Raw genomic sequence first — 23,087 nt, 5'->3', positions numbered from 1 at the left:
ACCCGGGCACGGCTACGGCCGGGCCGATACTCTCCGCAGATGGGATCGATTTCTCCCGTCCTGCGCGGAGCCCGGATCGCGAATTCGTTCGCCTTCGGGTTGCAGGGCTTTTTCTTCGCGGTGGTGCTCACCGAACTGCCCCAGCAGAAGGATCGCTTCGACCTGTCCGATGGCCTGATCGTCGGTGCGGTGGTGCTGGTTTCGATCCTCGCCGGCGTCGGTAGCGTGGCGGCCGAGCAGGTGGCCACGCGGTGGTCGAGCCGGGTCACGGTACGGATCGGACTGCTGGGGATCACGGTCACCGGATGCGCCATCGCGCTGGCCCCGAATATCCCTGTGCTGGCGATCGCCCTCGGGTGCTACGGAATCGCGGTCGGCATCGTCGATGCGAGCACGAATATGCAGGGTGTATTCATTCAGCACGGGTACGGGACATTCATCCTGTCCTCGTTCTACGGGGCGTGGAGTGCCGGATCGATCCTCGGCGCGCTGTTCGTATCCGCCTGCGAGGCATTGGACGTCACGCTGCGCGAATCGCTGTTGGCGGCGGCGGGCGTAGTCCTCGTGGTCGGGTTGGTGACCGGCCAACGCCTGCTCGGCGCCGCGGAGGCCGAGTCCGGACCAGCGGAGGTGACCGACAGCGAATCCTCAGCATCCGGCATGGTTCCGCTGCGGATGTACCTCGCCTTCGGCATCGCGGCATCGCTCGTTTTCGCGATCGATCTCGCCGTCAGCAACTGGTCGGCGTTGTATCTGAAGGAGGATCTGCTCGCCAGTTCGTCCACCGCGGCGTTGGCGTTGGCGGTCTACCAGTGTGCGTCGCTGGCCGCCAGGCTGAGCGGGGATCTGTGGGTGCGGCAGCTCGGCGGACGCCGGGTGGTGCGCATCGCGGGGGCGATCGGCGTGCTCGGACTGGCCGTCGCGGTAGTGGCGCCCGGGCCGGTGGTCGCGATCGTCGGCTTCCTGATCGGCGGTTTCGGAACCGGCGTCGTCGCACCGCTGTGCTTCAGCGAGGCCGGACAACTGACCAGCGGACGGCAACTCGACGCACTGATCGCGCGCCTGAATCTGTTCAACTACGTTGGCACCCTCGTCGGCGGCGGGCTGGTCGGCGCGATTGCCGCCGGGTTCGGACATCGGATCGGTTTCGTGATCCCGGTCCTGTTCATGGCAATCGTTATCGGACTCGCACGTGTATTCCATTCCCGTTCCGAACCGGATGAGCTTTCCGCTTCGAACGGAGGTCGTGCTGTACTGGACACATGAGCAACATCCCAGTCACCGTCGACCGGGCCGGATTGTGGGACGCCGAGGCCCTCAGTGACGTTGCGGCCGCGACCTTTCCGCTCGCCTGTCCACCGCACGCCACCGCGGACGATATCGAGATCTTCATCGCCGAGGTGCTCTCCGGTGAACGCTTCGGCGAATATCTGACCGACCCCGCCCGGATCGTGCTCAAGGCGGTCGCGGGCGGCGATATCGTCGGCTACGCGATGTTGCACTACGGCGACCCGGCCGATCCCGACGTCGCCAAGGCCGTCGACCTGCGCCCGGCCGTCGAGATCAGCAAGATGTACGTACTGCCCGGTCACCATGGCGCCGGCGTATCGAAGGCGCTGATGAACGCATCGCTGGAGCAGGCTCGCGAGGAGGCGGTTGCCGGGGTGTGGCTCGGGGTCAACGAGGAGAATGAACGCGCCCAGCGGTTCTATCTCAAGCACGGGTTCGAGCGGGTCGGCACCAAGACCTTCACCGTGGGCAGCCAGTTGCATCACGATTTCGTGATGCGCCGGGTTTTCTGACCGGCTCAGGCCACGAACTCGACCAATGCCGCATGGAAGCTCGGATCCACGACGGCCATCAGGTGATCGCCGGGCACGATCCGCAATGTCGCATCTGGCAGTGCGGCCGCGAGTCGATCGGGCTCGGCGGCGAACGGATCCTTATCGCCCGCCAGTACCAGGCTCGGCATGGTGATCTCGGCCAGGGTCTTTATCGGCTCGTCGTCCAGGCCGGTCGCCACCGCCTCGATGGCATCGCGGTCGGCGCGCACCGCGTCGGCGAGGATGCGGAACATCATCGCGATCGGTGGTGTGCCCGCGCCGTCACCTCGCATGGCGGCGCGCAGATCGTCGATATCGATGACGCGCCGGTCGACGCCGCCGCAATCGAGCACACCGGAGCCGATGCCGCCCACTGCCAGCTTGCGCACCCGCTCATCCGCCCCCGCCACCAGCAGCGAAATGACCGCGCCCATCGAATAGCCCACCTGCACAACGTCATCGAAGCCCAGCTCGTCGTAGAGCGCGGTGACGTCGCGCGCCATCCCCGCCCATGAATACCGCGCCGGATCATGGGGTTTCTCGGAACGACCGTGTCCGCGCGCATCCAGTGACACCACGGTGTGCCCGGCCGCCTGCAGGGCGCCGACCACCCCGGTTGCCATCCAGTTGGCATTCGTATCGGCCACTACCCCGTGCTGCAGTACGACCGGGCTGCCTTCGCCCTCCCACACGCGGTAATTGAGCTCCAGCCCGTCCCAGGTCTTGAACGTCGTCATGACCGGATCGTAGCCCGACCCATAGGTTGACAAGTTCTTTATGTTCAGCATTTACTGAACATAACAGTCTTTGCGGAACATGCAGGAACAAAAGGAGCATCATGACCACCGCCGCGATCCGCACCGAGGGCCTGACCAAGCACTACGGCAAGCATGTCGCACTCACCGATCTGAACCTCGAGGTCGGCCAGGGCGAGGTGTTCGGGTTTCTCGGGCCCAACGGTGCGGGAAAGTCCACCACCATCCGCATCCTGCTGGATCTGATCCGACCGACTTCGGGCCGTGTCGAGGTGTTCGGCATCGAGCCACGCGTCGGTGGTGCGCAATTGCGCAGGCGCATCGGTTACCTGCCGGGCGAACTCGAGATCGAGGGTCGCAATACCGCTCGTGACCTGCTCGCCTTCCTCGCCGATCTACACGGCGATGTCGCACCGGATCGGATCACCGACCTGGCCGATCTGCTCGATCTGGACCTGTCGAAAAAGGTTGGCGCGATGTCCAAGGGCAATAAGCAGAAGGTCGGCATAATCGCCGCCTTCATGCACAACCCGGATCTGCTGATTCTCGACGAACCCACCTCCGGACTGGATCCGCTACTGCAGCAACGCTTTCTGGATCTCATCGGCGCGGCCAAACGCAACGGGCAGACGGTGTTCATGTCCTCGCACATTCTCAGCGAGGTGCAGCAGACCGCCGATCGGGCGGTCATAATGCGCGCCGGCCAGCTGCTCGGCACCGAGAATGTCGAGGATCTGCGCAGGCGTTCGCCGCGCTCGGTCGAATTGGTCTTCGGCGAGGACATTTTCGGCGACGACTTCGCCAGACTGCCCGGTGTACGCGATCTGACCGTCGACGGAAAAACTCTGCGCTGCACCACCGAAGGCGAGGTCGACGGGCTGTTCAAGATGGCCGCGAAATACCAGCTGGTGAGCGTGCTGTCCACCGAGCCGGATCTCGAACAGATCTTCTTCAGCCGCTACGGACGCTGACCACCCATCATCCGAATTATTTGTCGCACAGGAGAATTCGCCATGACTCGCTCGGTCTTCACGCAGACCTCGACCGAACAGGGGCGCGGCCTGATCGGCTGGTCGATCGGTTTCGCCGTCATCCCGATGATGTATCTGCCGTCCTACCAGTCGCTGAAGGAGCAGGGCTCGCTCGATATCAAGCAGAACACGATGTACGAGGCCATGGGCGTCAGCGACTTCGCCAGCGCCAGTGGATATTTGAACGCGACGGTGTATTCGTTGATGGGTCTGCTACTTATGCTGATCTTCGCGGTCACCTTCGCCAGCCGTTCGGTGGCGCAGGAGGAGAACGGGATACTGGATCTGCTTCTCGCACAACCGATCAACCGGATGAATCTGCTGCTGCAGCGATTCGCCGCACTGGCCGTGCAGATCGCGATCGCCACCACCGTGCTCACCCTGAGCGTTATCGCCGGGGCCGAGCAGGGTGGGCTGGAGGTATCCACCGGCAATATCGTGGCCGCGAGCGCGGGGCTCGGATTGCTGGCACTGGTCGTCGGTGCGATCACGCTACTGATCGGCGCGGCCACCGGAAAGCGTTCGGTGACACTGGGTTCGGCGTCGCTGATCGCGGTGGCGGGCTATCTGGCCAATAACCTCGGCGGTGATTTCGTGCGCAAGCTGTCGCCCTTCTACTGGGCCAATGGGGGCGCTCCACTGGTACACGGCTGGAACGGTATCCACCTGGTGGTGCTGGTCGTCGTGGCCGCGGTCGCCCTGGTGCTGGCGCTGGCCGCCTTCGATCGCCGCGATCTGGCGGTCTGATCGACCGATACGGGGCGGGCCGACACGGTCCGCCCCGTTTACCGCTCTCCGCATTCTGGAAGGGATACTTCTCCGATGGGCACCACCGACAACGAGCAGACAACCGGACCGACTCCGGAAAAGTTGGCATTCGTCGAGGATTTCGCGCTCGTACTGGAGCGGATGGGCCTGGTCAGGATGACGGGCCGGGCCGCGGGGTGGTTGCTTGTCAGTGATCCGCCGGAGCAGACCTTCGGCCAGATCGCCGATGCGCTGCAGGCGTCCAAGGGTTCCATCTCGTCGGCATTGAAGACGCTGGTCACCATGCGCTGGGTGGACAAGATCTCCAAGCCGGGCGATCGCAAGGACTACTACTCGATCCGGCCCGGAATTCTGCCGGAGCTGACCCGTCAGCAGAGCGGCATGTACTCCGACCTCACCAATATGACCGCGCGCGGGCTCGCACTATTCGACGACCCGAATGGTGCTGACGCCGAACGGGTTCGGGATATGCACGAGTTCTTCGTGTGGATGGGCAAGGAACTGCCCGCGCTGATCGATCGGTGGTATGCCGAGCATCCCTCCTGATTCAGGCCAGCAGCTTCGCCTTCAGTGCCGCCACATCGGTGGCCGACAGCTTCAATCCCGCACGGACATAATTGTCGAAACTGCCGTAGCTCTGGTTCGCCTGGTCGAACGCGGCATCCAGCCACGCGGCCGAGACGCCGTTGAGCGGATCGTTCGGGCTGGCATTGCGGTACTGGTTGGACAGCAGGTAATCCTGCGTGACGGTGTCGCGGTCCACGCCGAGGATGGTCAGCAGGACCGCGGAGGTCCAGCCGGTGCGGTCCTTGCCCGCGGTGCAGTGGAAGAGTACGGCGCCGTCGGTGTCGATGATGTCGCGCAGCACCGAGGCGAAGGCCTCGTTCGCGCCGGGCGCGGTGATGAATGCCCGGTACAGGTCATTGCCACCGGTGAGGGTGGTGACCAGGGTTTGCGGCGGCGCCTGACCGATGACGTCGTTCCAGTTCGCGACCGCAGCAGCGGGCAGGCGGTCGGCCGCGATGGTCCGCTCGTAAACGGTGCGCAGATCGTCGACCACGCGCACCTGACGGTCGGCCAGCACGGCCAGATCGGCCGGAGTCGCATTGTTGAGCTGACCGGTGCGGTAGACCAGCCCGGTACGCACCCAGTGTCCGTCGGTGGTGCGATAGCCGCCCGCGTCACGGCCGTTCTGCACGCCCTGCAGATTCAGTGCGCGGTCGAAGGCGACCGGATCGGTGACGCTGACCGGGTCGGCCAATGCGACGCCTGCCACCGGCCCGAAGGCGACGGTCAGCCCGGCAGCCAGTGCGACCGGGACTCGAACGGAACGACGGACCACGACTGCTCCGATCACGCGGCAACCTCGAAGCGCGAAAGCGCCAGCAGACGCGAAATCGCACGCAGGTACTTCTTGCGGTAACCACCGTCGAGCATCTCCTTGGAGAAGATCTCGTCCAGCTTCGCACCCGAAACCGTCACCGGAATGCTCGCGTCGTACAGCCGGTCGGCCAGCACGACGATCCGCAGCGCGACCGCCTGATCGGTCACCGGATGCACATTCGAAATGAATACCGACGACACCCCGGAGATCAGCGCACCGTACTTCGACGGGTGCAGTGTGCTCAGATGTTTCAGCAGCGCGTCGAATTCGTCGAGCGTGGAACCCATTGTGGCGCAAGCGCGTTCGGTGAGCAGCTCCGGTGAGGTTGGTTCGGGAGCGGGCGGCAGATCGCGGTGCCGGTAGTCCGGACCGTCGACGCGCACGGGTTCGAAGATCGAACCGAGCTTCTTGATCTCGCGCAGGAAGTCCTGGGCGGCGAAGCGGCCCTCCCCGAGCTGGCCGGGCAGGGTGTTGGAGGTGGCGGCGATGGAGACGCCGCGCGCCGACAGTTCGGTCAGCAGCCGCGAGACCAGCATGGTGTCGCCGGGATCGTCGAGTTCGAATTCGTCGATGCACAGCACGCTGTTCGCCGCGAGCCGCTCGACGGCATTGTTGAAGCCGAGTGCGCCAACGAGATTGGTGAGTTCGCCGAAGGTGCCGAAGGATTTCGGCGCGGGCGCGCTGTGGAAAATGGAGGCCAGCAGGTGGGTCTTGCCGACACCGAAGCCGCCGTCGAGGTAGAGCCCGGCGCCGCTGATCGGCTTCTTCTTCCCGAAGAGGCTTTTCTTGTTAGCCGCCTGATGGATCTTGGCGACCTGACCGGCAAAATCCTCGGCCTTGCGGACCGCGGCCGCCTGGGTCGGCTCCTTGGGATCGGGAATGTAGGAGGCGAAACTGACCTCGTCGAACATGGGCGGTGGCACCATCTGGGCGACCAACTGGTCCGCCGGAACCTCCGGATGGCGATCGACAAGGCGCTCTTGCATGCTGGAAGCCTAATGACGTGGTGTGATCTTTCTTCATGCAGCGTATCCACAATGCGATCCAGCTCACAGGACTGAGCCGGGACGAGCTCGCCGACCTGTACGCCTACCCCACCGAACTCGAGGCACCTTGGGTCCGCGCCAATTTCGTCTCCAGCATCGACGGATCCGCCACCAGCGGCAATGCCTCCGAAGGCCTCGGCACCCCCGCCGACAAAACCGTCTTCATGCTGTTGCGGCAATTGGCCGATGTGATCGTGGTCGGCGCGGGCACCGCGCGGGCGGAGAACTACGGCGGCGCCGGGACGGACCCGGTCTTCCGGCGCGCCCTTTACGACCGCGGCATCGGCGGACATCGCGACGGCGCACCGCCACCGATCGCCGTGGTCACCGCGAGCGCTTCGCTGGAGGCGGGCGCGCGGCTGTTCACCGATACCAAAGTTCCGACGCTGATCATTACGACCAGCACCGCGCCGGAGGATCGCAAACAGCAACTCGCCGATGCGGGCGCGCACGTCATCGAGGCGGGCGGTGTCGCGATCACCCCGCAGGGCCTGCTCAACACACTCACCGACCTCGGGCTGCGGCGGGTGCTGTGCGAGGGCGGCCCGCATCTGTTCGGTGAGCTGCTGGAGGCAGATGCGGTCGACGAACTGTGCATCACCACCGCGCCGATCCTGGTGGGCGGTACCGCGCGCCGAATCTCGCTGTCGGCACACGAGTTCCGGGTACCGATGGTGCGCAGGCATATCCTGCTCGACGACGACGGCACTGTGCTGACCCGCTGGACCCGTTCATGAACAAACCGCACGAACCTGGCAGGCTGTAGCGCATGCGCTGGACTCGGGCCGTCGTGCTGGCATCGACACTCTCGATCATGATCGCCGGATGCGGTGCGGGACCTTCCGATCGCCCCGGCGTCGCCGTCGAGCGCGCCCCGCAGGGCGGGGCGGGTCCGCACCCGACCACGGTCATCGCGCCGCCGCCCGATGCCGGTGTCCCCAAAACCGATCTGACCTGGCGCGATTGCACCACACCCACGCTCGACCTACTCGGCCTCGGCCCCGCGCCGTCCGGCCTGGTCCTGGACTGCGCCGAATACACCACCCCGATCGATTCGACCGGCGGCGTGCTCGGCAACTTCCGCACCGGCGCCATGCGGGCCCGGCTGCCGCAGACCCCGACCGATGTCGCGCCGCTGGTCATCACCTCCGGCGCGGACCGCTCCTCCACCGCGACACTGGCCGGGCTCGCCGTCGGCGCGGGCAACGGGCTGCTGGCCAGCCGCCCGATCGTCGCCGTGGACCGGCGCGGTCTCGGCACCTCGCAACCGATCGACTGCATGACCGCCGAGTCCCGCCGCGGCCTGGCCGATAACGGGCAATTCGGACCGGGTGCAAGCGATCCCGTCGAAGCGGTGACCGGATTCAGCCAGGACGCCACCATCGCCTGCCGCGACTTCCTGCAGCCCTATGAGGGCACCTTCGACGCACCGCACGCCGCCGACGACATCGAGCAGCTGCGCAGGCAATGGCAGGTCGACCGGATCGACCTGCTCGGTTCGGGCAACGGCGCGAAGGTCGCGCTCAGCTACGCGCGCAAATTCGGCGACCACCTGGCGCGCCTGGTGCTGGACTCACCGGAAGCCGTCGGCGCAGATGCCGTCACCCGCACCGAACAGCGTGTCCAGGGCGCGGAGGCCGCGGTAACCGCATTCGCCCAGCGTTGTACCGGCGTCGGCTGCTCACTCGGTGCCGACCCGCGCGCGGCGATCATCGATCTGGTGCGCAAGGCGAGCAGTGGCGGACTCGGCGATATCTCCGCGAATGGGCTGCTGACCGGGGTGTCGGGCTTCCTGGCCGCTCCACGCGACCAAGCCGCGCATGTCGCCGAACTCGCCGACGCACTCTCGGCCGCCGGGCGCGGCGATCGCGGTCCGCTCGGGACGCTGATCCAGCGCGAAACCGCCGCCACGGCGGCCGACGGCCAGTTCGTCAACCGCTGCACCGACAACCAGCTGCCACCGAGCCCCACCAAGGCCAAGGAGCTCGCGGACACCTGGGGCACCAAATATCCGGTCTTCGGCAGGTCTGCCGCGATCGGGATGATGGAATGCGTCGCGTGGCCGGTCAGCGCCGCACCGCCGCTGCCGGAGAAGCTGGACCTGCCGGTTCTCGTGCTCGGCGGGATCGCGGATCCGTTGGTCGGCGACGGCGGTCAAGCCTCGGTGACCGGTGCGCTCGGCGCCGCCGGCGCGCGCAAGGCCGCGATCACCTGGCAGGGTTGGGGGCATCCGGTTTTCGCCCATTCCGGTTGTGCGCAGCGGGCTCTCATCGACTACCTGAAAGACGCCAAGCTGCCTGCTGATGGGACGGCATGCCCCGCATAGGCGAGCGACGCGAGCGCATCAAGCCCCTTTAGGGGATATGACGGAGCCGAGCGCTAGCGAGGCGCAGTCGCGTGAGTGAGCGCAGCGAGCGAATCGATGACACAGCCCCTTTAGGGGATATGACGGAGCCGAGCGCTAGCGAGGCGCAGTCGCGTGAGTGAGCGCAGCGAGCGAATCGATCACACAGCCCCTTTAGGGGATATGACGGAGCCGAGCGCTAGACGAGTAAGTCCGAAGGCCGGTCAGTGATCGTAAGCGATCAGCGACCGGGTGATTGGTGCGCCGATCAGGGTGTTGTGCCAGATCGCGGTGGCCATCGCCAGGATGCGCTGGGCAACGCGGATCGCCACGCCCTGGTAGGAACGTCCGCCGTGGTCTTCCAGGTCGAGCTGGCCTTTGAGAGTGTCGTTGACCGACTCGATCAACTGGCGGACCTTCTTCAGTAACGGCTCACCGTATCGGGTTTTCTCGTCCTTGCGGGACGGGCGAAGCATGGTGATCCCGTACTCGCCCACCAGCGTTTCGAACTCACGGCCCGCGAAGCCCTTATCGCAGATCAACAGGATGCCCTCGTGCTCAGCGGCTACAGCTGAATCGACTTCGAGCATGGCCGAAAGCACCTCGCGTTCACCGATTTTCGGGTCTGCTAGGGCCCACAGGATCGGCATTCCGGCCGGGGTACACACCAGATACAGTTTCAGCCCCCAGTAGAAGCGGGAGTGGGAAGCGCAGTAGCCGTAGCCGGCCCACCCGGCCAGCTCCGACCGCTTCACCGTGGGTCGGGACATGCCACACGGCACCGGAGTCGAGTCCACGATCCAGCAGTCGTCGAGCCAGAAATCGCTGGCGCGAGCCAGCATTCGGATCACCCGCTTGACCAGTCCCAACGCGTTGCGCAGCCGCTTGTTGTACCCGGACTGCTGCGGCAGGTACGGGAACATCCCGGTCAGATGCTTGCGGGCTTACCGCAGCCAGTGCGATTCGGAGGTGAATCCGAGCAGCGACTGGGCCACCGCCAGGCACACCAGTTCCGAGTCGGTCAGCACCGGTGGCCGCCCCGTCCAGCGTGGACCCGCCAATTCATCGTCGATTTTCACGTACAGTGCGGTCAGGAGGGCGTCAAGGTCGTTCGTCACACAATGGTCTTCGGCGCCCTCCGTCCATGTCCAGGCAACGCCGGGACTTCGGACTTACTCGTCTAGCGAGGCGCAGTCATTTCCCCTAACCTCGGCGCGCCAGGTAGGTCCAGGCAACCGTCGTGTGCGGATCCGGTGTACCGTGCCCCAGTGTTACTTCGACAGCTCGAGCCTCGCACCGCTCGCACCACCGCCGAGGTGATCAAGTTCGCACTCTGGCCGCTCGCGGTCATGACTGTGCTCAACCGGGTCTTCATCAAGGCAGTCAACGGGTTCATCACCGATGACTTCAAACCGGTCTACAACGCGTCGCTGGCGTTCCTCAACCACCGACCGGTGTACACCGCGAATTACAATCTGGTGGATCCGCACTACTTGTATCCCCCGAGCGGCACGCTGCTCATCGCGCCCCTGGCGCTGATCGATCCCGAGAAGTCGCGCTGGTGCTTCATCCTGTTGAATGCCGCCGCCATCATCCTGGCCTGGTACCTGCTGCTCAAGCTGTTCAAGTTCACGGTGTCGTCGGTGGCGGCGCCGGCCCTCCTGCTGGCCATGTTCAGCTCCGAAACCGTCATCAACACACTGGTTTTCACCAATGTGAACGGATGCGTGCTGCTGGCCGAGGTGGCCTTCATCATGCTGCTGCTCGCCCGGCGGGATCTGTGGGCCGGTGCGATATTGGGTTTGAGTATCGCGGTGAAACCGACGCTCGCACCGCTGGTGCTGATCGCGGCGGCGCGCGGGCAATGGAAGGTGTTCTACACCGCTATCGGTGTTCCGGTCGCGCTCACCGCTGTCGCCTGGCCGCTGTCGAAGGACGCGGACAAGTTCTTCACCCGGACGGCGCGCTACATCTTCGAATCCCGGGACTACTTCAACAGCGCGATTGTCGGCAATGCCGCATATTACGGTCTGCCGCTATGGCTGACCTGGGGTATTCGCATCGTGATGGGCGTGGTGGTAGCCATCTCGCTGTGGCTGCTGTATCGCTACTGTCGCGACGACGAACTCTTCTTCGTGACGACCTCGTCCGGTGTGCTGATGACCGCGTCGTTCCTGCTGTCCTCACTGGGTCAGATGTACTACTCGATGATGTTGTTCCCGCTGCTGATGTCGGTGGTACTGCGCAATTCGGTGCTGCGGAACTGGCCGGCGTGGCTGGCGGTCTTCGGATTCATGTCCTACGACAAGTGGCTCTCGGACCGCTGGCAGGGCCTGGGGCGCAATCTGGAGTATCTGCGCATCACCTTCGGCTGGGGTCTGCTGCTGATCGTCATCACGTGCGTGCTCGGCGATCGGTATCTGGCGGCGCGACGGGAAGGTCGGCTGCAGTTCGGAATCGATCCGGAGTGGATGCGCTCGGCGCCGGATTCGCGGGATGCCGCCGAGGACGCGCCGCTGGTGGTCGAGCCGGAGATGGAATACGAAAGCACTCCCGGCGAGGCGACGAACGGCAGCGAATTGCTCGATGACCCGCGGGCGAGTGCACTCAAGTAGCGACTGGACAGTCGGCGCGGGCATCGAAAACCTATTAGCGTGGAGCAATGAGTTCTGACGCCGACACGTCCCTACCCGCACCCCGGATCCAGCTGACCCCACAGGAGTGGAAGGCCAAGCTGAATCCCGAGGAATACGCGGTGCTGCGACAGGCCGCGACCGAACGTCCGTTCACCGGCGAGTACACCGACACCAAGACCGAGGGCGTCTATGTGTGCCGGGCGTGCGGGGCCGAATTGTTCCGCAGCGCCGAGAAATTCGATTCGCATTGCGGGTGGCCGTCGTTTTTCGACCCGGCGAAGTCGGAGGCGGTCATTCTGCGCTCCGACGACACACTCGGCATGCACCGGGTCGAAGTGCTGTGCGCGAACTGCCACAGCCACCTCGGCCACGTCTTCGAGGGCGAGGGATACAGCACGCCCACCGATAAGCGCTATTGCATCAACTCCATCGCCCTGCAACTGCACCCCTCGGGCAGAGCAGCGGAATAGAACGACTGCGCGCTGAGCGAAAGATACAGACCGACCGGCTTGTTGCGCATGCCCCGAAAAACTGGGGCATGCGCCATGGGTCAGTAGCTCAGGGCAGCGCGGCGATGAGTTTTTCGATTTCGACGCGGGGGCCGGTGAAGAAGGGGACCTCTTCGCGCACGTGCAGGCGGGCCTCGGTGGCGCGCAGGTCGCGCATGAGGTCGACGATGCGGTGCAGTTCCGGGGCCTCGAAGGCGAGGATCCACTCGTAGTCGCCGAGAGCGAAGGAGCTGACGGTGTTGGCGCGCACATCCGGGTAGCCGCGTGCGGCCTTGCCGTGGTCGGCGAGCATCTTGCGGCGCTCATCGTCGGGCAGCAGATACCACTCGTAGGAGCGCACGAACGGGTAGACGCAGATGTAGTTGCCCGGATCCTCACCGGCCAGGAACGCCGGAATGTGGCTCTTGTTGAATTCGGCGGGCCGATGCAGCGCCACATTGCTCCAGACCGGCGCGCTGGCCCGGCCCAGTTCGGTGGTGCGCCGGAAATCCGCGTACGCGGACTGCAGATCCTCGACCCGCTCGGCATGCGACCAGATCATGAAGTCGGCATCGGCGCGCATCCCCGCGACGTCGTAGATGCCGCGAACCACGACATCACGCTCGGCGAGCCCATCGAAGAACGCCCGCGCCTCCTTGATGGCGGCCTCACGGTCGTCCCCCAGCACACCCGGCTGCACCTGGAACACCGAGAACATCAGGTAGCGGATGGTGGAATTGAGTGCTTGATAGTCGAGTCGCGCCATGATTCCTATCGTGCCACTGCGCCGAATCAATGCATCCGTGCGGGCCATTCCCGACGCGGATGCGCGCGCCGCATCTCCGTGGCGGGCAGCGTGCGACGCAGTGCCGATCAGGGCGCCGCGGCACAGGTCATCGCACTGCAACCCGGTCGCAGCACCGCGCAGGCGCAACGCCGATCTGGACGCCGCAGGTCGGGCCCCGACCACCAGGAAGTCGCACTACGCGGCGCGGCGCCGATCGCGATGCCGGAGCTCAGATCCGGCACTGGCCAGCCCATAGTCGCGGTCCGTGGCACGGCTGCCGCGGCTCAGATCAGGGCATTGCCCACCTGGTAGTCGCATTGCGCAGCGCCATCAAGACACCGCAGCTCGAGGTGCTGCCTACCCCGGTGCTGCGCGGATCAGGCGGCGGTGTGGGTCAGGGTGGTGGCTATGCGGTGGGCGGCGGCGGTGCCGGAGGCTACGCAGGCGGGGACGCCGACACCGTGGAGGTAGGCACCCGCTATCGCCAGGCCCTCGAAATGGGCTGTAGTGGATTCGATTTCGGCTATGCGGTCGAGGTGGCCAGGGGCGTATTGGGCCAGACCGCCGGGCCAGCGCTGAACCACGGCCGAGATCGGTTCGATGGTGGCACCCGTGACGGTGGCGAGGTCTTCGGTGGCGGCGGCGATGAGTTCGGCGTCGGTCCAAGTCTGGGTGGAGTCGTCGCCGAATTTGCCGAATGAGGCTCGGACGGCGGCGGTTTCGCGTTCGGCGAGGTGGGTCCACTTGCGACTCGACAGGGTGAAGGCCTTGGCACGCAAGGGTTCTCCGGTGGCGACCAGGATGCCGGAGTTCTGCGGCAGCGCGGTGTCACGCGGAAGGGCCAGGGCCACAACGACAGACGAGGACAATTCGATGCCACCCGCGGCCGATGCGGCGGCGGGCGCGAAGGGGCGCAGCAGGTTCGCGGTCACCGGGGCGGGGGTGGCGAGCACCACCGCGTCCACCGCGCCGATCGGTTCGACTACCCAGCCGTGAGTCGCGCGGGTCAGGTGGGTGGCCGAGGTCGCGGTGATGAATTCCGCCTCGGACTTGGCGGCCAATACGTCGAGGAGCACCCGGTAGCCGCCACGAAGGCCGCCGAAAACCGGCGTGTTCGAGGGCGGCGGCAGCGCGGCCGCGACCGCCTTGGTGAGGCTCGACGCGCCGTTGTCGAGCGCGGCGGCCAGCGTCGGCAGTGCGGCGCGCACCCCGATGGAGCGCGAACTGCCCGCATAGACGCCACCGAGCAGCGGATCGACGCCGCGCTCGGCGACCTGCGCGCCGAACCGGTCGGCTACCAGGCTGTAGACGTCGATGTCGGCGTCCGGATACCAGGCCAGCGGCCGTCGCGTCTCCGCATCGATCCGCTCGAGCGTCTCGGCATCGACCAGCCCGCGCATCGACTCGGCATCCGACGGAATGCCCATCAACGTGCGTTCCGGCAGCGGATGCGCGCTGCCCTGCGCCCAGACCAGCGGCCGCAACCCGGCGGGCACCACCAACTCCGATTCCAGCCCGAGTTCGCGCAGCAGCGCGGGTACCTCCGGCCGCCGCCCGACGAACGCCTCCGCCCCGAGATCCAAAGGCTCTCCGGCCAATTCGCCGGTATAGAGAATCCCGCCCAGCCGCGCGCCCCGATCGATGACCACGATCTCCGCCTGCGTCCCCAGCAGCCCCCGCAACCGGTACGCCGCGACAAGCCCGCTGATCCCGCCACCGACCACCGCGATTCTCATGTCGCGACCGTAGCCCGCCGACGGATCCGCACCGACCACACCCCTCACCTTCGTGACCGAGCACACGGTCAGCACCCGGAGTCCGGGGACCGGGCGGGTGTTTTCAACGGTCGCCGCGCAGCTGCGCCCGGATCTCCGGCTTGAGCACTTTGCCGATTTTCGAGCGCGGCAGATCGGGCCAGATCTCCACCTGCTTGGGAGTTTTCACCCCGCCGAGTCGCGCCTTGGTGTGCTCGCGCAGTTCGTCGACGGTCACGGTATGGCCGAGGTTCAATTGCACGACAGCGGTGACCCGCTCACCCCACTTATCGTCGGGAAGTCCGATGACCGCGCAGTCCTGGACCGCCGGATGCGTCAGCATCGCCTGTTCGACCTCGGCGGAGTACACGTTGAATCCGCCGGTGATGATCATGTCCTTGGCCCGGTCGACGACGTAGAGATAGTTGTCGGTATCGAGGTAACCGATGTCCCCGGTGTGATGCCAGCCGTACCGCGACACCTCGGCCGTCGCATCTGGATTCTTGTGGTACCCGGCCATCACCAACGGACCCCTGACCACGATTTCGCCGCGCTCACCCGAGGCAAGCAGCCGACCCTCGGCATCCATGATGGCCACCTGGGTGAGCGGGGTCGGCCGTCCGGCCGATGACAGTCGTTCGGTGGCGATCGATCCGTCGGGACGGAAGTGATCTTTCGGCGCCAGCGTGGCAACCATCATGGGCGCTTCGGACTGTCCGAACAGCTGGCCCATGACCGGGCCGATCCGGTCCAGCGCCGCGGCCAGCCGGGCCGTCGACATCGGGGCGGCACCGTACCAAAGGCACTGCAGCGAACCGAGATTCGCTTCCGGCAGCGCCGGATGATCCAGCAGCATGTAGATGAGCGTCGGCGGCAGGAAGGTGTGGGTGATCCGGTGCCGCTCGATCAACGTGAGAAATTCACCGAGATCCGGGGCGGGCATCACCACGATCTCACCGCCGAGGGTCAGGATCGGAAAGCACAGCACGCCCGCCGCGTGGGTCAGGGGTGCCAGTGCCAGGTAGTGAGGCCGAAGTTCGAATGGATAACTCATCAAAGTCAGTGCGGTCATCGCCTCGATATTGTGGCCGGTGAGCCGGACCCCCTTCGGCCGTCCGGTCGTGCCTCCGGTGCCGACCAGCATGGCGAGTTCGTCGATCGGCTCGACCTGCGTTGGATCGGCCGGACATTCGCGCAGCCAGTCCTCGAAACTTGTTGCGTCGGAGGCATTTCCGTCCAAACAGACCAGGGTCCGCAGTCCGGGTAGTTGCGGTGCGATGACCGAAACGAGTGGCGCGAAGGCGGATTGGAATATCAGGCAGGTGCAGTCGAAAAGGTCTAGTAGTTCCCGATTCTCCGCCGCCTCGTTACGTGGATTGATCGGACACCACACCGCGCCCGCGCGGGCGATGCCGAAAACGCAGGCGAAGGCCAGCGTGTCGTTCGCCGACAGGATCGCGACCCGCTCGCCGGGCCGGATGCCGGATCGCGCCAGTGCCCCGGCGATGCGCCACGACAACTGTTGCACTTCCGCATAGGTCAGCGTGCGCCCGTTCATGGTCAGGCAGGGCGCGGCGGCGCCGAGTGAAGCGCCCTTGTCGAGATAGTCGGTCAAACGCACGGTAATCCTCTGCGGAAGCTGTTGTGGAAGTGGCCGATTCGGGCCACGGGCAGCGCTGGGCACCCGTGGCCCGAGACCGCGATCAACGGTGCACGTTCAGGACCGGTTCACTGACCAATCCGAAACCGCGGAGCACTCCGAGCAGTTCCCGATGACCGAAGGCCTGGCACGCCGAGGCGAACCCGGTTCGTTTCGGCGGCGCCTGTAGCAGTGCATTCGCGGCAAACGCCTGCATCAGGCCGGTCTGCTTGTAGTTGCAGTTCCCGTAGATCACACAGTGGGCGCGCGCCAGCGGTCCGGACGCGTGCACGGAATCGAGCGAGGTGTTGATCCGCGGATTCTCCCGCGGCGGCATCTCGTCGCGCACCAGTGCGGCCTGCTCGGCCAGGACGCGATATTTCTCCTGCACCGGAAGATCTTTGACCTGCTCGACGACCGCCTGCACGATCTGCGGCACGCCCTGCATCAACGGCCGGTTGAAAACGCCGCCGAGCACCTTCACATTCGCGACCCGCGGATCGCGCTTGAACCACACCGGATGCGAGGTACCACCCCAGGGCAGTGCGAGCCCGATCTCGTGTTGGCCGGGCACCACCACGTCGTAGAGTCCGGCGTCCGCGGGCCACTCCGCATACTGGTTCTGTTCGAGGTAATAGGCCTTGGACAGCGCGGCATTGACCAGGATCGTCTTCGTGGACGCGACCGTCGGGAAGCCCTTCCAGAAGACCTGGATATCGAGGGTGTCCAGACCGGGGGTTTCCAGGCAGATATTCGCGGCGATCTCGCCGGTGGTGTACATCTGCGCCACGCCCGGCGCGAGCAGCAGACCGCGAGCCGCCATCTCGGCGCCGTACTGCTCATCGCAGTCGATCAGCCAATCCTGTTCGCCGGTGGTGTCGAGGTAGTGGGTCCCCGCTGCCACGCATGCCTGTACCACCTCGTGGCCGTATTGCGCGAACGGGCCGACAGTGTTGCAGACAACCCCGGCGCCACGAAACAGCTCGGTCAGCGTGGCGACCTCGTGGGCGACCTCGACGACCTCGTGCTCCACGGTGTCGATACCGGGAATCTTGTCGATCGCCTCCTGCAACCGGGTCTTGTCCCGGCCCGCGGCGACGAACGGAATATTGAATTCGCGAAGGTATTCACAGACCAGACGGCCGGTGTATCCGGATGCGCCGTAGACGACGACGGGCTTATCGGTGCTCATGAAATCTCGAACCTTTCGTTGTCGCAGTACTCACATGCCCATGCCGCCATCGACCGGCAGACCAGCACCGGTGATGAAGCGCGCGGCATCGGAGGCGAGGAACACCACTGCGTCGGCCATATCGGCAACCTCGCCGAGCCGTCCCTGCGGCGTCTGTTCGATGACGGCGCCGACGGCGGCTTCCGCACTGGGGAACAAGCCGATCCGAGCGACATCGTCGGCCAACTGGGCCCCCATCTCGGTCGGGACGAGTCCGGGGTATACGCAGTTCACCCGCACGCCGTAGCCGAGCTTCCCGGACTCCATCGCCGCCACCCTGGTGAGCCGATCCACCGCGGACTTGGTCGCCGAATACACCGAAATACCGGGAAAGGCGATGGTCGCGGCGACCGAGGCGATATTCACGATGGCGCCACCGCGCCCCGCAGCGCCACCGGGGCGCATCGCCCGCAGCGCATGTTTGATGCCCAGTGCGGTGCCGAGCACATTCACCTCGAGCATCCGGCGCACTTCTTCCGGATCGAGATCGACCACGAGGCTGGTGATTTCGACACCGGCGTTGTTCACCACGATGTCGAGGCCGCCGAGCGTTGCGACGGTATCGGTGACCGCCTGCGCCCAGTGCGCGTCATCGGTGATATCGAGCGGCACGAATTCGGCCCTCGCGCCGCCGGCCCGCAGCGCTTCCACGGTCTCCTTACCGAGATCCTCGCGCACATCGCCGATCGCGACCGCCGCTCCGGCGCGGGCCAGCGCCTCGGCCATACCCGCGCCGAGTCCTCGCGCACCACCGGTTACCAGGGCCGTGCGCCCGGTCAGGTCGTACCCACTCATCCGGCATCTCCTCCTCGAGATCGTCCATTCGGATTTCGCATTCGACTGATCAGATGCGACGTGGATCACAGTGTGCGCGCATGCTTGACGGTCGTCAAGACTTTTTTTGACAGTCGTCAAGCATTTCTTGCACGATCGTCAAACCAGCTGGTCGCCCATCGCCGATACCGCGATAGACTGGGCGAATTCACATGAGCGGTGACGGAGAGAAGCCACGATGACCGAAATCGTCGAGACCAGGCGGGATCGAATCGCGCGCCGACAGGTCGACAAGTTCGGCGAGCGACGCGCACAGCTGGCCGCCGCCGCACTGCACACCCTCGCCGAACTCGGCTATGCCCGGACCAGCCTGCGGGAGATCGCGCAGAAATCCGAGTTCACCCACGGAGTGCTGCACTACTACTTCAACGACAAGGTCGAGCTGATCACCCACGCGGTGCGGCAATACGAGCAGGTGTGCGTCACCCGTTACGACGACATCGTCACCGCAGCGGCGACAGCCGACCAGCTCCGGCGCGACTTCGGCGCCGCAATGGCCGCCACCCTGGATGCCGACGCCCCCCTGCACCGGCTCTGGTACGACTTGCGCAACCAGAGTCTGTTCGAGGAGTCCTTCCGCGATGACGTGCTCGAAATCGACGGCCATCGCGAGGAGATGATCCGCAACGTCGTCGACCGCTTCGCCGAGCTGTCGGGTCGACCGCTGCTGGTCCCCTCCGCCACCGCCTACGCCATCTTCGACGGCCTCTTCCAACAGGCGCTGCTGCGCAAACTCGCCGGACACAGCGATGCCGTCGACACGCTCGCCATCGAAGCCGCCGCTCTGCTCGATGTGGTGATCGGACAGCGCAAGCCCTAGCCGACCTCCGGAATCACACTGCCGCACGGCCATTTACGGCCGCACACAAGGCGCGATCCGCGCGACAAGTCCGTTACGTCATTCGTTTGCGGAGGGTGGTCAAGGCGAACCGGGAATGATCAGGTCCACATGGTCGCGCGTGTTGTCGGTGGCGAAGTGCTCGTCTTCAGCGGCCATCCACTGCTCCCATAAGGGCAGGGTGTGGACACCGTCGCGTTCGAGACCGCGTGCCAGACGCACCGCGCGCGGGGTGTCGATCCATACCGCGAGCGATAGCCGATCGCGGACGACGGCGCGGGCCGAGGAGACGCCTTCGAGTACGAGCACTCCCCCGGGCCTGACATCGTGCCATTCGGCCAAATCCCGCTTGTCCCAGTCGTATCGCTGATATCGCCCGACACGCCCCTGGGCGATCGGCACCAGCACCTGCTGTTCGAGCCGCGGCCACCAGGGGAGTTCGTTGTTTCCAGCCGCGAAGTCGTCGGCGGAGACCACCTGGGCATCGCACAGTGCCGCCAAAGACGCTGCGAACGTAGACTTTCCGGCTCCGGCCGGACCGTCCACCGCTACCAGGCGGGTCGAACCGAGTCGCGGCGCGCGGGCGGCGACCCGACCCGCGATCTCTTCGAGCACCGGACTCCTACCCGGCGGCACCGGCCGACCGGCCGGTCACAGTTCGTGGACGAGTTGCACCAGGGCGGTCAGCACACCCGGATCGGTGTCGGGCAGCACTCCGTGCCCGAGGTTGAAGATATGACCGGCCGCACCCATGGTGATCGCCTCATCGGCCTCGTGTGCGATACGCCGCGCCTCGGCCTCGACGGCAGCGGATCCGGCGAACAGCACGGCGGGATCCAGGTTGCCCTGCAACGCTTTTCCGGGTCCGACCCGACGCACCGCCTCGGTCAGCGGCACCCGCCAATCGACGCCCACGACATCGGCGCCCGCCTCGCCCATCGCACCGAGCAGTTCACCGGTCCCGACCCCGAAGTGGATCCGCGGCACCCCGGCCGCGGCGACCTCCGCGAATACCCGCTCCGAATGCGGCAGCACGAATTCGCGATAGTCGGCCAGCGAGAGCGCACCGGCCCACGAATCGAACAACTGCACGGCGTCCACGCCGGCGGCCAACTGTGCCTGCAGGAAAGCGATGGTGATATCGGTCAGGACGCCGAGCAACTCGTGCCAGGTCGTCGGGTCGGCGTGCATCATCGCCTTGGTGCGCTCGTGGTTCTTACTCGGCCCACCCTCGACCAGATACGACGCGAGCGTGAACGGCGCACCGGCGAATCCGATCAGCGGCGTATCGCCGAGCGCGTCGGTCAGCAGCTTCACCCCGTCGGTCACCGCGCCCACCTCTTCGGGCCGCAGCCGCGGCAGTGCGCGCACATCCGCGATGGTGCGCACCGGCGAGGCGATCACCGGCCCGACACCGGCCACGATATCGAGATCGATACCGGCGGCCTTCAGCGGAACGACGATGTCGGAGAACAAGATCGCCGCGTCGACACCGTGGCGCCGGATCGGCTGCATGGTGATCTCACACACCAGCTCCGGGTCGAAGCACGACTCCAGCATGCCGATGCCCTTGCGCAGTTCGCGGTACTCGGGCAGCGACCGTCCGGCCTGCCGCATGAACCACACCGGACGACGGCTCGGTGCGGCGCCGGTGGCGGCGGCCAGGAACGGGGCATCGGTCAACCGGCGACGGGTTTGAGTGCTCATCACCGCCTATCGTATGCGGCCCGCAAGGCCCTCTAGCGGCGCGCCTCCGACTGCGCCGGGCACGCAAGGTCTACCGTCGCTTCCGTGACACCGCTCGACTTCCGCGACGGAGCCGCACCGACCGAAGGACCCAACGGCGAGCCAGCTCAATTTCGCGCCGCGGTCGATGCGATGGGCACCGCAACCGTGCACCCTCGAATCGAGCTGGCACCGATCCGGCCCCCACAACGCCTGGCACCCTTTTCGTACGCACTAGGCGCGGAAGTCAAACACCCTGAAACCAATGTGGTGCCGGTCGATTCCGAGGGCGATGCCTTCGGCAGGCTGATCCTGCTGCATGATCCCGAGGGCGGCGAGGCCTGGCACGGTGTCTTCCGCTTGGTGGCCTACATCCAGGCCGATATCGATGCGGCACTGGCCACCGACCCGCTGCTGCCCGAGGTCGCCTGGAGCTGGCTGGTCGACGCGCTCGAAACCCGCGGCGAACCGTTCACCGCGCTCGGCGGCACCGTCACCTCCACCAGTTCGGTGCGCTACGGCGATATCGCCGGACCGCCGCGCGCACACCAATTGGAGCTGCGCGCCTCCTGGACCGCGATGACCACCGATATGCGTCCGCACGTGGAAGGCTTCTGCGAAGTGCTGGCCTACGCGGCCGGTTTGCCGCCCGCCGGAATCACCCATCTGCGACCGGAGTCGTATACCAGCAACGACCACACCTGATCGCCACGTAAAGTTCAGGTTTATGTCGGTAGCAGACGAGTCCGAGCAAAGCAACACGCCACCAGAAAGCACGGCGGAGCCGCTGCTCGTGCCTGCCGCCGGTGTGCCCCCCGTGCTCGTAACCGCCGCAGAGGTCGCCGACGCCGCTGCTCGGCTCGCGGCGGGCACCGGTCCACTGGCCGTCGATGCCGAGCGCGCCTCCGGTTTCCGGTATTCGGCGCGTGCCTACCTGATCCAGTTACGGCGCGCGGGTTCGGGCAGTTTCCTGATCGATCCGATTCCGGTCGCCGATGCGCTCGAACCGCTGGCCGCCGCGATCAACGATCTGGAGTGGGTGCTGCATTCGGCGGACCAGGATCTACCCGGACTCGCCGAACTCGGCCTGCGCCCCGCGCGACTGTTCGACACCGAATTGGGTGGCAGGCTGGCCGGTTTCGAGCGCGTCGGACTGGCGGCCATGGTGGAGCGGCTACTCGGCCGCGCATTGCGCAAGGGTCATGGCGCGGCCGACTGGTCGACCCGGCCGCTGCCCGACGATTGGCTGAACTACGCGGCGCTCGATGTCGAATTGCTGCTCGAGCTGCGCGACGAGGTGGCCGTTTCGCTCGACGTCCAGCACAAGGCCGATTGGGCCGCACAGGAATTCGAGCATGTCCGGATCACCGAACCCGGTACGCCGAAGGCCGACCGCTGGCGGCGCACCTCCGGCATCCACACCCTGCGCCGCACCCGCCAGCTGGCCATCGTGCGCGAACTGTGGACCACCAGGGATACCCTCGCGCGCACCCGCGATGTCGCCCCGGCCCGCATCCTCCCGGATGCCGCGATCATCGCCGCCGCGAATGCCGAACCGCGCACCATCGCCCAACTACGCACCCTGCCGGTCTTCGGCGGGCCACGCCAACGCCGCTACTCCCGCGACTGGCTCGCCGCCGTCGACCGCGGCCGCGCCCTCCCCGACACCGACCTACCACCCCTGACCCAACCGTTCGAGGGACCGCCCCCGGTGAACCGCTGGGAGCGCCGCGATCCGTCCGCCGCCGCCCGACTGGTTCGAGCACGCGCGGCGATGGGTGAACTGTCCATCGAGTACGCGATTCCGGTGGAAAATCTGCTCTCCCCCGACCTGGTGCGCCGCTTGTGCTGGGACGGACTCCCTGATTACGACCGTGTGGGCGAGTTCGACGACCTATCCGCCGCGGTCGACGGATTCCTCAAGTCGGGTGGCGCCCGACCCTGGCAGCGCGAACTCGCGGTCCCCCGACTCGCCGCCGCCCTGACCCCAACCTCCGAGTAGGC

At 66.1% G+C, this 23,087-nt stretch carries 23 protein-coding genes and 1 pseudogene; 13 read left to right on the top strand and 11 right to left on the bottom strand.

Annotation, left to right across the window (positions count from 1 at the left end):
• Window positions 1-39 precede the first annotated feature (39 nt).
• The gene (locus tag ACQPZ2_RS16840; protein ID WP_433526409.1) at window positions 40-1,266 is read left to right on the top strand and encodes an MFS transporter; all 1,227 of its coding nucleotides are present in this window, start codon (window positions 40-42) and stop codon (window positions 1,264-1,266) included.
• Window positions 1,263-1,802 carry a GNAT family N-acetyltransferase gene (locus ACQPZ2_RS16835; protein WP_433526408.1) on the top strand — a complete coding sequence of 180 codons (540 nt, stop codon included), beginning with the start codon at window positions 1,263-1,265 and terminating at the stop codon, window positions 1,800-1,802. Before ACQPZ2_RS16840 ends, ACQPZ2_RS16835 begins: the two co-directional genes overlap by 4 nt.
• Window positions 1,803-1,807: 5 nt before the next feature.
• Here the strand turns inward: ACQPZ2_RS16835 and ACQPZ2_RS16830 are convergent, their stop codons facing one another.
• On the bottom strand, window positions 1,808-2,560 hold the full coding sequence (locus ACQPZ2_RS16830) for an alpha/beta fold hydrolase (RefSeq protein WP_433526407.1): 753 nt from the start codon (window positions 2,558-2,560) through the stop codon (window positions 1,808-1,810).
• 101 nt (window positions 2,561-2,661) lie between these two features.
• Between ACQPZ2_RS16830 and ACQPZ2_RS16825 the strand changes: the two genes are divergently transcribed.
• From ACQPZ2_RS16825 to ACQPZ2_RS16815, 3 genes are all read left to right on the top strand, one after another.
• A complete protein-coding gene (locus ACQPZ2_RS16825) occupies window positions 2,662-3,549 on the top strand; it encodes an ABC transporter ATP-binding protein (RefSeq protein ID WP_433526406.1) in 888 nt (295 codons plus the stop codon).
• 42 nt (window positions 3,550-3,591) lie between these two features.
• A complete protein-coding gene (locus ACQPZ2_RS16820) occupies window positions 3,592-4,356 on the top strand; it encodes an ABC transporter permease (protein WP_433526405.1) in 765 nt (254 codons plus the stop codon).
• Window positions 4,357-4,431: 75 nt separating this feature from the next.
• Window positions 4,432-4,923 (top strand): GbsR/MarR family transcriptional regulator, encoded by a 492-nt coding sequence (locus ACQPZ2_RS16815; protein ID WP_433526404.1) that lies wholly within the window; start codon window positions 4,432-4,434, stop codon window positions 4,921-4,923.
• Between the two features lies 1 nt (window position 4,924).
• On the opposite strand, the gene ACQPZ2_RS16810 is transcribed toward ACQPZ2_RS16815, so the two are convergent.
• Window positions 4,925-5,734, bottom strand: coding sequence for a tyrosine-protein phosphatase (locus tag ACQPZ2_RS16810; RefSeq protein WP_433526403.1), 810 nt, complete (start codon window positions 5,732-5,734; stop codon window positions 4,925-4,927).
• A complete protein-coding gene (gene zapE / locus ACQPZ2_RS16805; RefSeq protein WP_433526402.1) occupies window positions 5,731-6,747 on the bottom strand; it encodes a cell division protein ZapE in 1,017 nt (338 codons plus the stop codon). The genes ACQPZ2_RS16810 and zapE overlap by 4 nt, the downstream gene beginning before the upstream one ends.
• Window positions 6,748-6,782: 35 nt before the next feature.
• On the opposite strand from zapE, the gene ACQPZ2_RS16800 reads away from it, so the two are divergent.
• Window positions 6,783-7,544 carry a pyrimidine reductase family protein gene (locus ACQPZ2_RS16800; RefSeq protein ID WP_433526401.1) on the top strand — a complete coding sequence of 254 codons (762 nt, stop codon included), beginning with the start codon at window positions 6,783-6,785 and terminating at the stop codon, window positions 7,542-7,544.
• 32 nt (window positions 7,545-7,576) lie between these two features.
• Window positions 7,577-9,133 (top strand): alpha/beta hydrolase, encoded by a 1,557-nt coding sequence (locus ACQPZ2_RS16795; protein WP_433526400.1) that lies wholly within the window; start codon window positions 7,577-7,579, stop codon window positions 9,131-9,133.
• Between the two features lie 242 nt (window positions 9,134-9,375).
• On the opposite strand, the pseudogene ACQPZ2_RS16790 reads toward ACQPZ2_RS16795, so the two are convergent.
• Window positions 9,376-10,269: pseudogene (locus ACQPZ2_RS16790) on the bottom strand (IS982 family transposase).
• Between the two features lie 150 nt (window positions 10,270-10,419).
• Between ACQPZ2_RS16790 and ACQPZ2_RS16785 the strand changes: the two are divergent.
• Together ACQPZ2_RS16785 and msrB are read left to right on the top strand one after the other, a co-directional pair.
• A complete protein-coding gene (locus ACQPZ2_RS16785; RefSeq protein WP_433526399.1) occupies window positions 10,420-11,766 on the top strand; it encodes a glycosyltransferase family 87 protein in 1,347 nt (448 codons plus the stop codon).
• Between the two features lie 47 nt (window positions 11,767-11,813).
• Window positions 11,814-12,257, top strand: a complete 444-nt coding sequence (gene msrB, locus ACQPZ2_RS16780; protein ID WP_433526398.1) for a peptide-methionine (R)-S-oxide reductase MsrB — start codon at window positions 11,814-11,816, stop codon at window positions 12,255-12,257.
• Between the two features lie 88 nt (window positions 12,258-12,345).
• On the opposite strand, the gene hemQ is transcribed toward msrB, so the two are convergent.
• Window positions 12,346-13,041, bottom strand: a complete 696-nt coding sequence (gene hemQ / locus ACQPZ2_RS16775) for a hydrogen peroxide-dependent heme synthase (protein WP_040692486.1) — start codon at window positions 13,039-13,041, stop codon at window positions 12,346-12,348.
• A 90-nt stretch (window positions 13,042-13,131) separates the two neighbouring features.
• Here hemQ and ACQPZ2_RS16770 point away from each other — a divergent pair, with 90 nt between their 5' ends.
• On the top strand, window positions 13,132-13,374 hold the full coding sequence (locus ACQPZ2_RS16770; protein WP_433526397.1) for a hypothetical protein: 243 nt from the start codon (window positions 13,132-13,134) through the stop codon (window positions 13,372-13,374).
• Between the two features lie 65 nt (window positions 13,375-13,439).
• Here the strand turns inward: ACQPZ2_RS16770 and ACQPZ2_RS16765 are convergent, their stop codons facing one another.
• The 4 genes from ACQPZ2_RS16765 to ACQPZ2_RS16750 all read right to left on the bottom strand — a co-directional run bounded on the left by ACQPZ2_RS16765 (window position 13,440) and on the right by ACQPZ2_RS16750 (window position 18,481).
• The gene (locus ACQPZ2_RS16765) at window positions 13,440-14,798 is read right to left on the bottom strand and encodes a protoporphyrinogen oxidase (protein WP_433526396.1); all 1,359 of its coding nucleotides are present in this window, start codon (window positions 14,796-14,798) and stop codon (window positions 13,440-13,442) included.
• A gap of 103 nt (window positions 14,799-14,901) precedes the next feature.
• Window positions 14,902-16,437: an acyl-CoA synthetase gene (locus ACQPZ2_RS16760; protein ID WP_433526395.1), complete on the bottom strand. Its 1,536-nt coding sequence runs from the start codon at window positions 16,435-16,437 to the stop codon at window positions 14,902-14,904.
• Window positions 16,438-16,519: 82 nt separating this feature from the next.
• Entirely contained in the window at window positions 16,520-17,647 is a 1,128-nt protein-coding gene (locus ACQPZ2_RS16755) for a DUF5938 domain-containing protein (RefSeq protein ID WP_433526394.1), read from the bottom strand.
• 30 nt (window positions 17,648-17,677) lie between these two features.
• A complete protein-coding gene (locus tag ACQPZ2_RS16750; RefSeq protein WP_433526393.1) occupies window positions 17,678-18,481 on the bottom strand; it encodes an SDR family NAD(P)-dependent oxidoreductase in 804 nt (267 codons plus the stop codon).
• 217 nt (window positions 18,482-18,698) lie between these two features.
• Here ACQPZ2_RS16750 and ACQPZ2_RS16745 point away from each other — a divergent pair, with 217 nt between their 5' ends.
• Window positions 18,699-19,340, top strand: coding sequence for a TetR/AcrR family transcriptional regulator (locus ACQPZ2_RS16745; protein ID WP_433526392.1), 642 nt, complete (start codon window positions 18,699-18,701; stop codon window positions 19,338-19,340).
• A 99-nt stretch (window positions 19,341-19,439) separates the two neighbouring features.
• Here ACQPZ2_RS16745 and ACQPZ2_RS16740 read toward each other — a convergent pair whose 3' ends face one another.
• Together ACQPZ2_RS16740 and hemE are read right to left on the bottom strand one after the other, a co-directional pair.
• Window positions 19,440-19,973: a uridine kinase family protein gene (locus tag ACQPZ2_RS16740; RefSeq protein WP_433526391.1), complete on the bottom strand. Its 534-nt coding sequence runs from the start codon at window positions 19,971-19,973 to the stop codon at window positions 19,440-19,442.
• A gap of 36 nt (window positions 19,974-20,009) precedes the next feature.
• Window positions 20,010-21,065, bottom strand: coding sequence for a uroporphyrinogen decarboxylase (gene hemE / locus ACQPZ2_RS16735; RefSeq protein WP_387284794.1), 1,056 nt, complete (start codon window positions 21,063-21,065; stop codon window positions 20,010-20,012).
• A gap of 171 nt (window positions 21,066-21,236) precedes the next feature.
• On the opposite strand from hemE, the gene ACQPZ2_RS16730 reads away from it, so the two are divergent.
• The gene (locus ACQPZ2_RS16730) at window positions 21,237-21,788 is read left to right on the top strand and encodes a DUF3000 domain-containing protein (RefSeq protein ID WP_387286025.1); all 552 of its coding nucleotides are present in this window, start codon (window positions 21,237-21,239) and stop codon (window positions 21,786-21,788) included.
• 22 nt (window positions 21,789-21,810) lie between these two features.
• Entirely contained in the window at window positions 21,811-23,085 is a 1,275-nt protein-coding gene (locus ACQPZ2_RS16725; RefSeq protein ID WP_433526390.1) for an HRDC domain-containing protein, read from the top strand.
• The last annotated feature ends 2 nt before the right edge of the window (window positions 23,086-23,087 follow it).

The organism is Nocardia pseudovaccinii (assembly GCF_050942345.1).
In the GTDB taxonomy this organism is placed as follows: Bacteria; Actinomycetota; Actinomycetes; order Mycobacteriales; family Mycobacteriaceae; genus Nocardia; species Nocardia pseudovaccinii.
The sequence above is the reverse complement of the archived record's forward strand: the minus strand, read 5'-3'. Positions and strand labels throughout refer to the sequence as shown.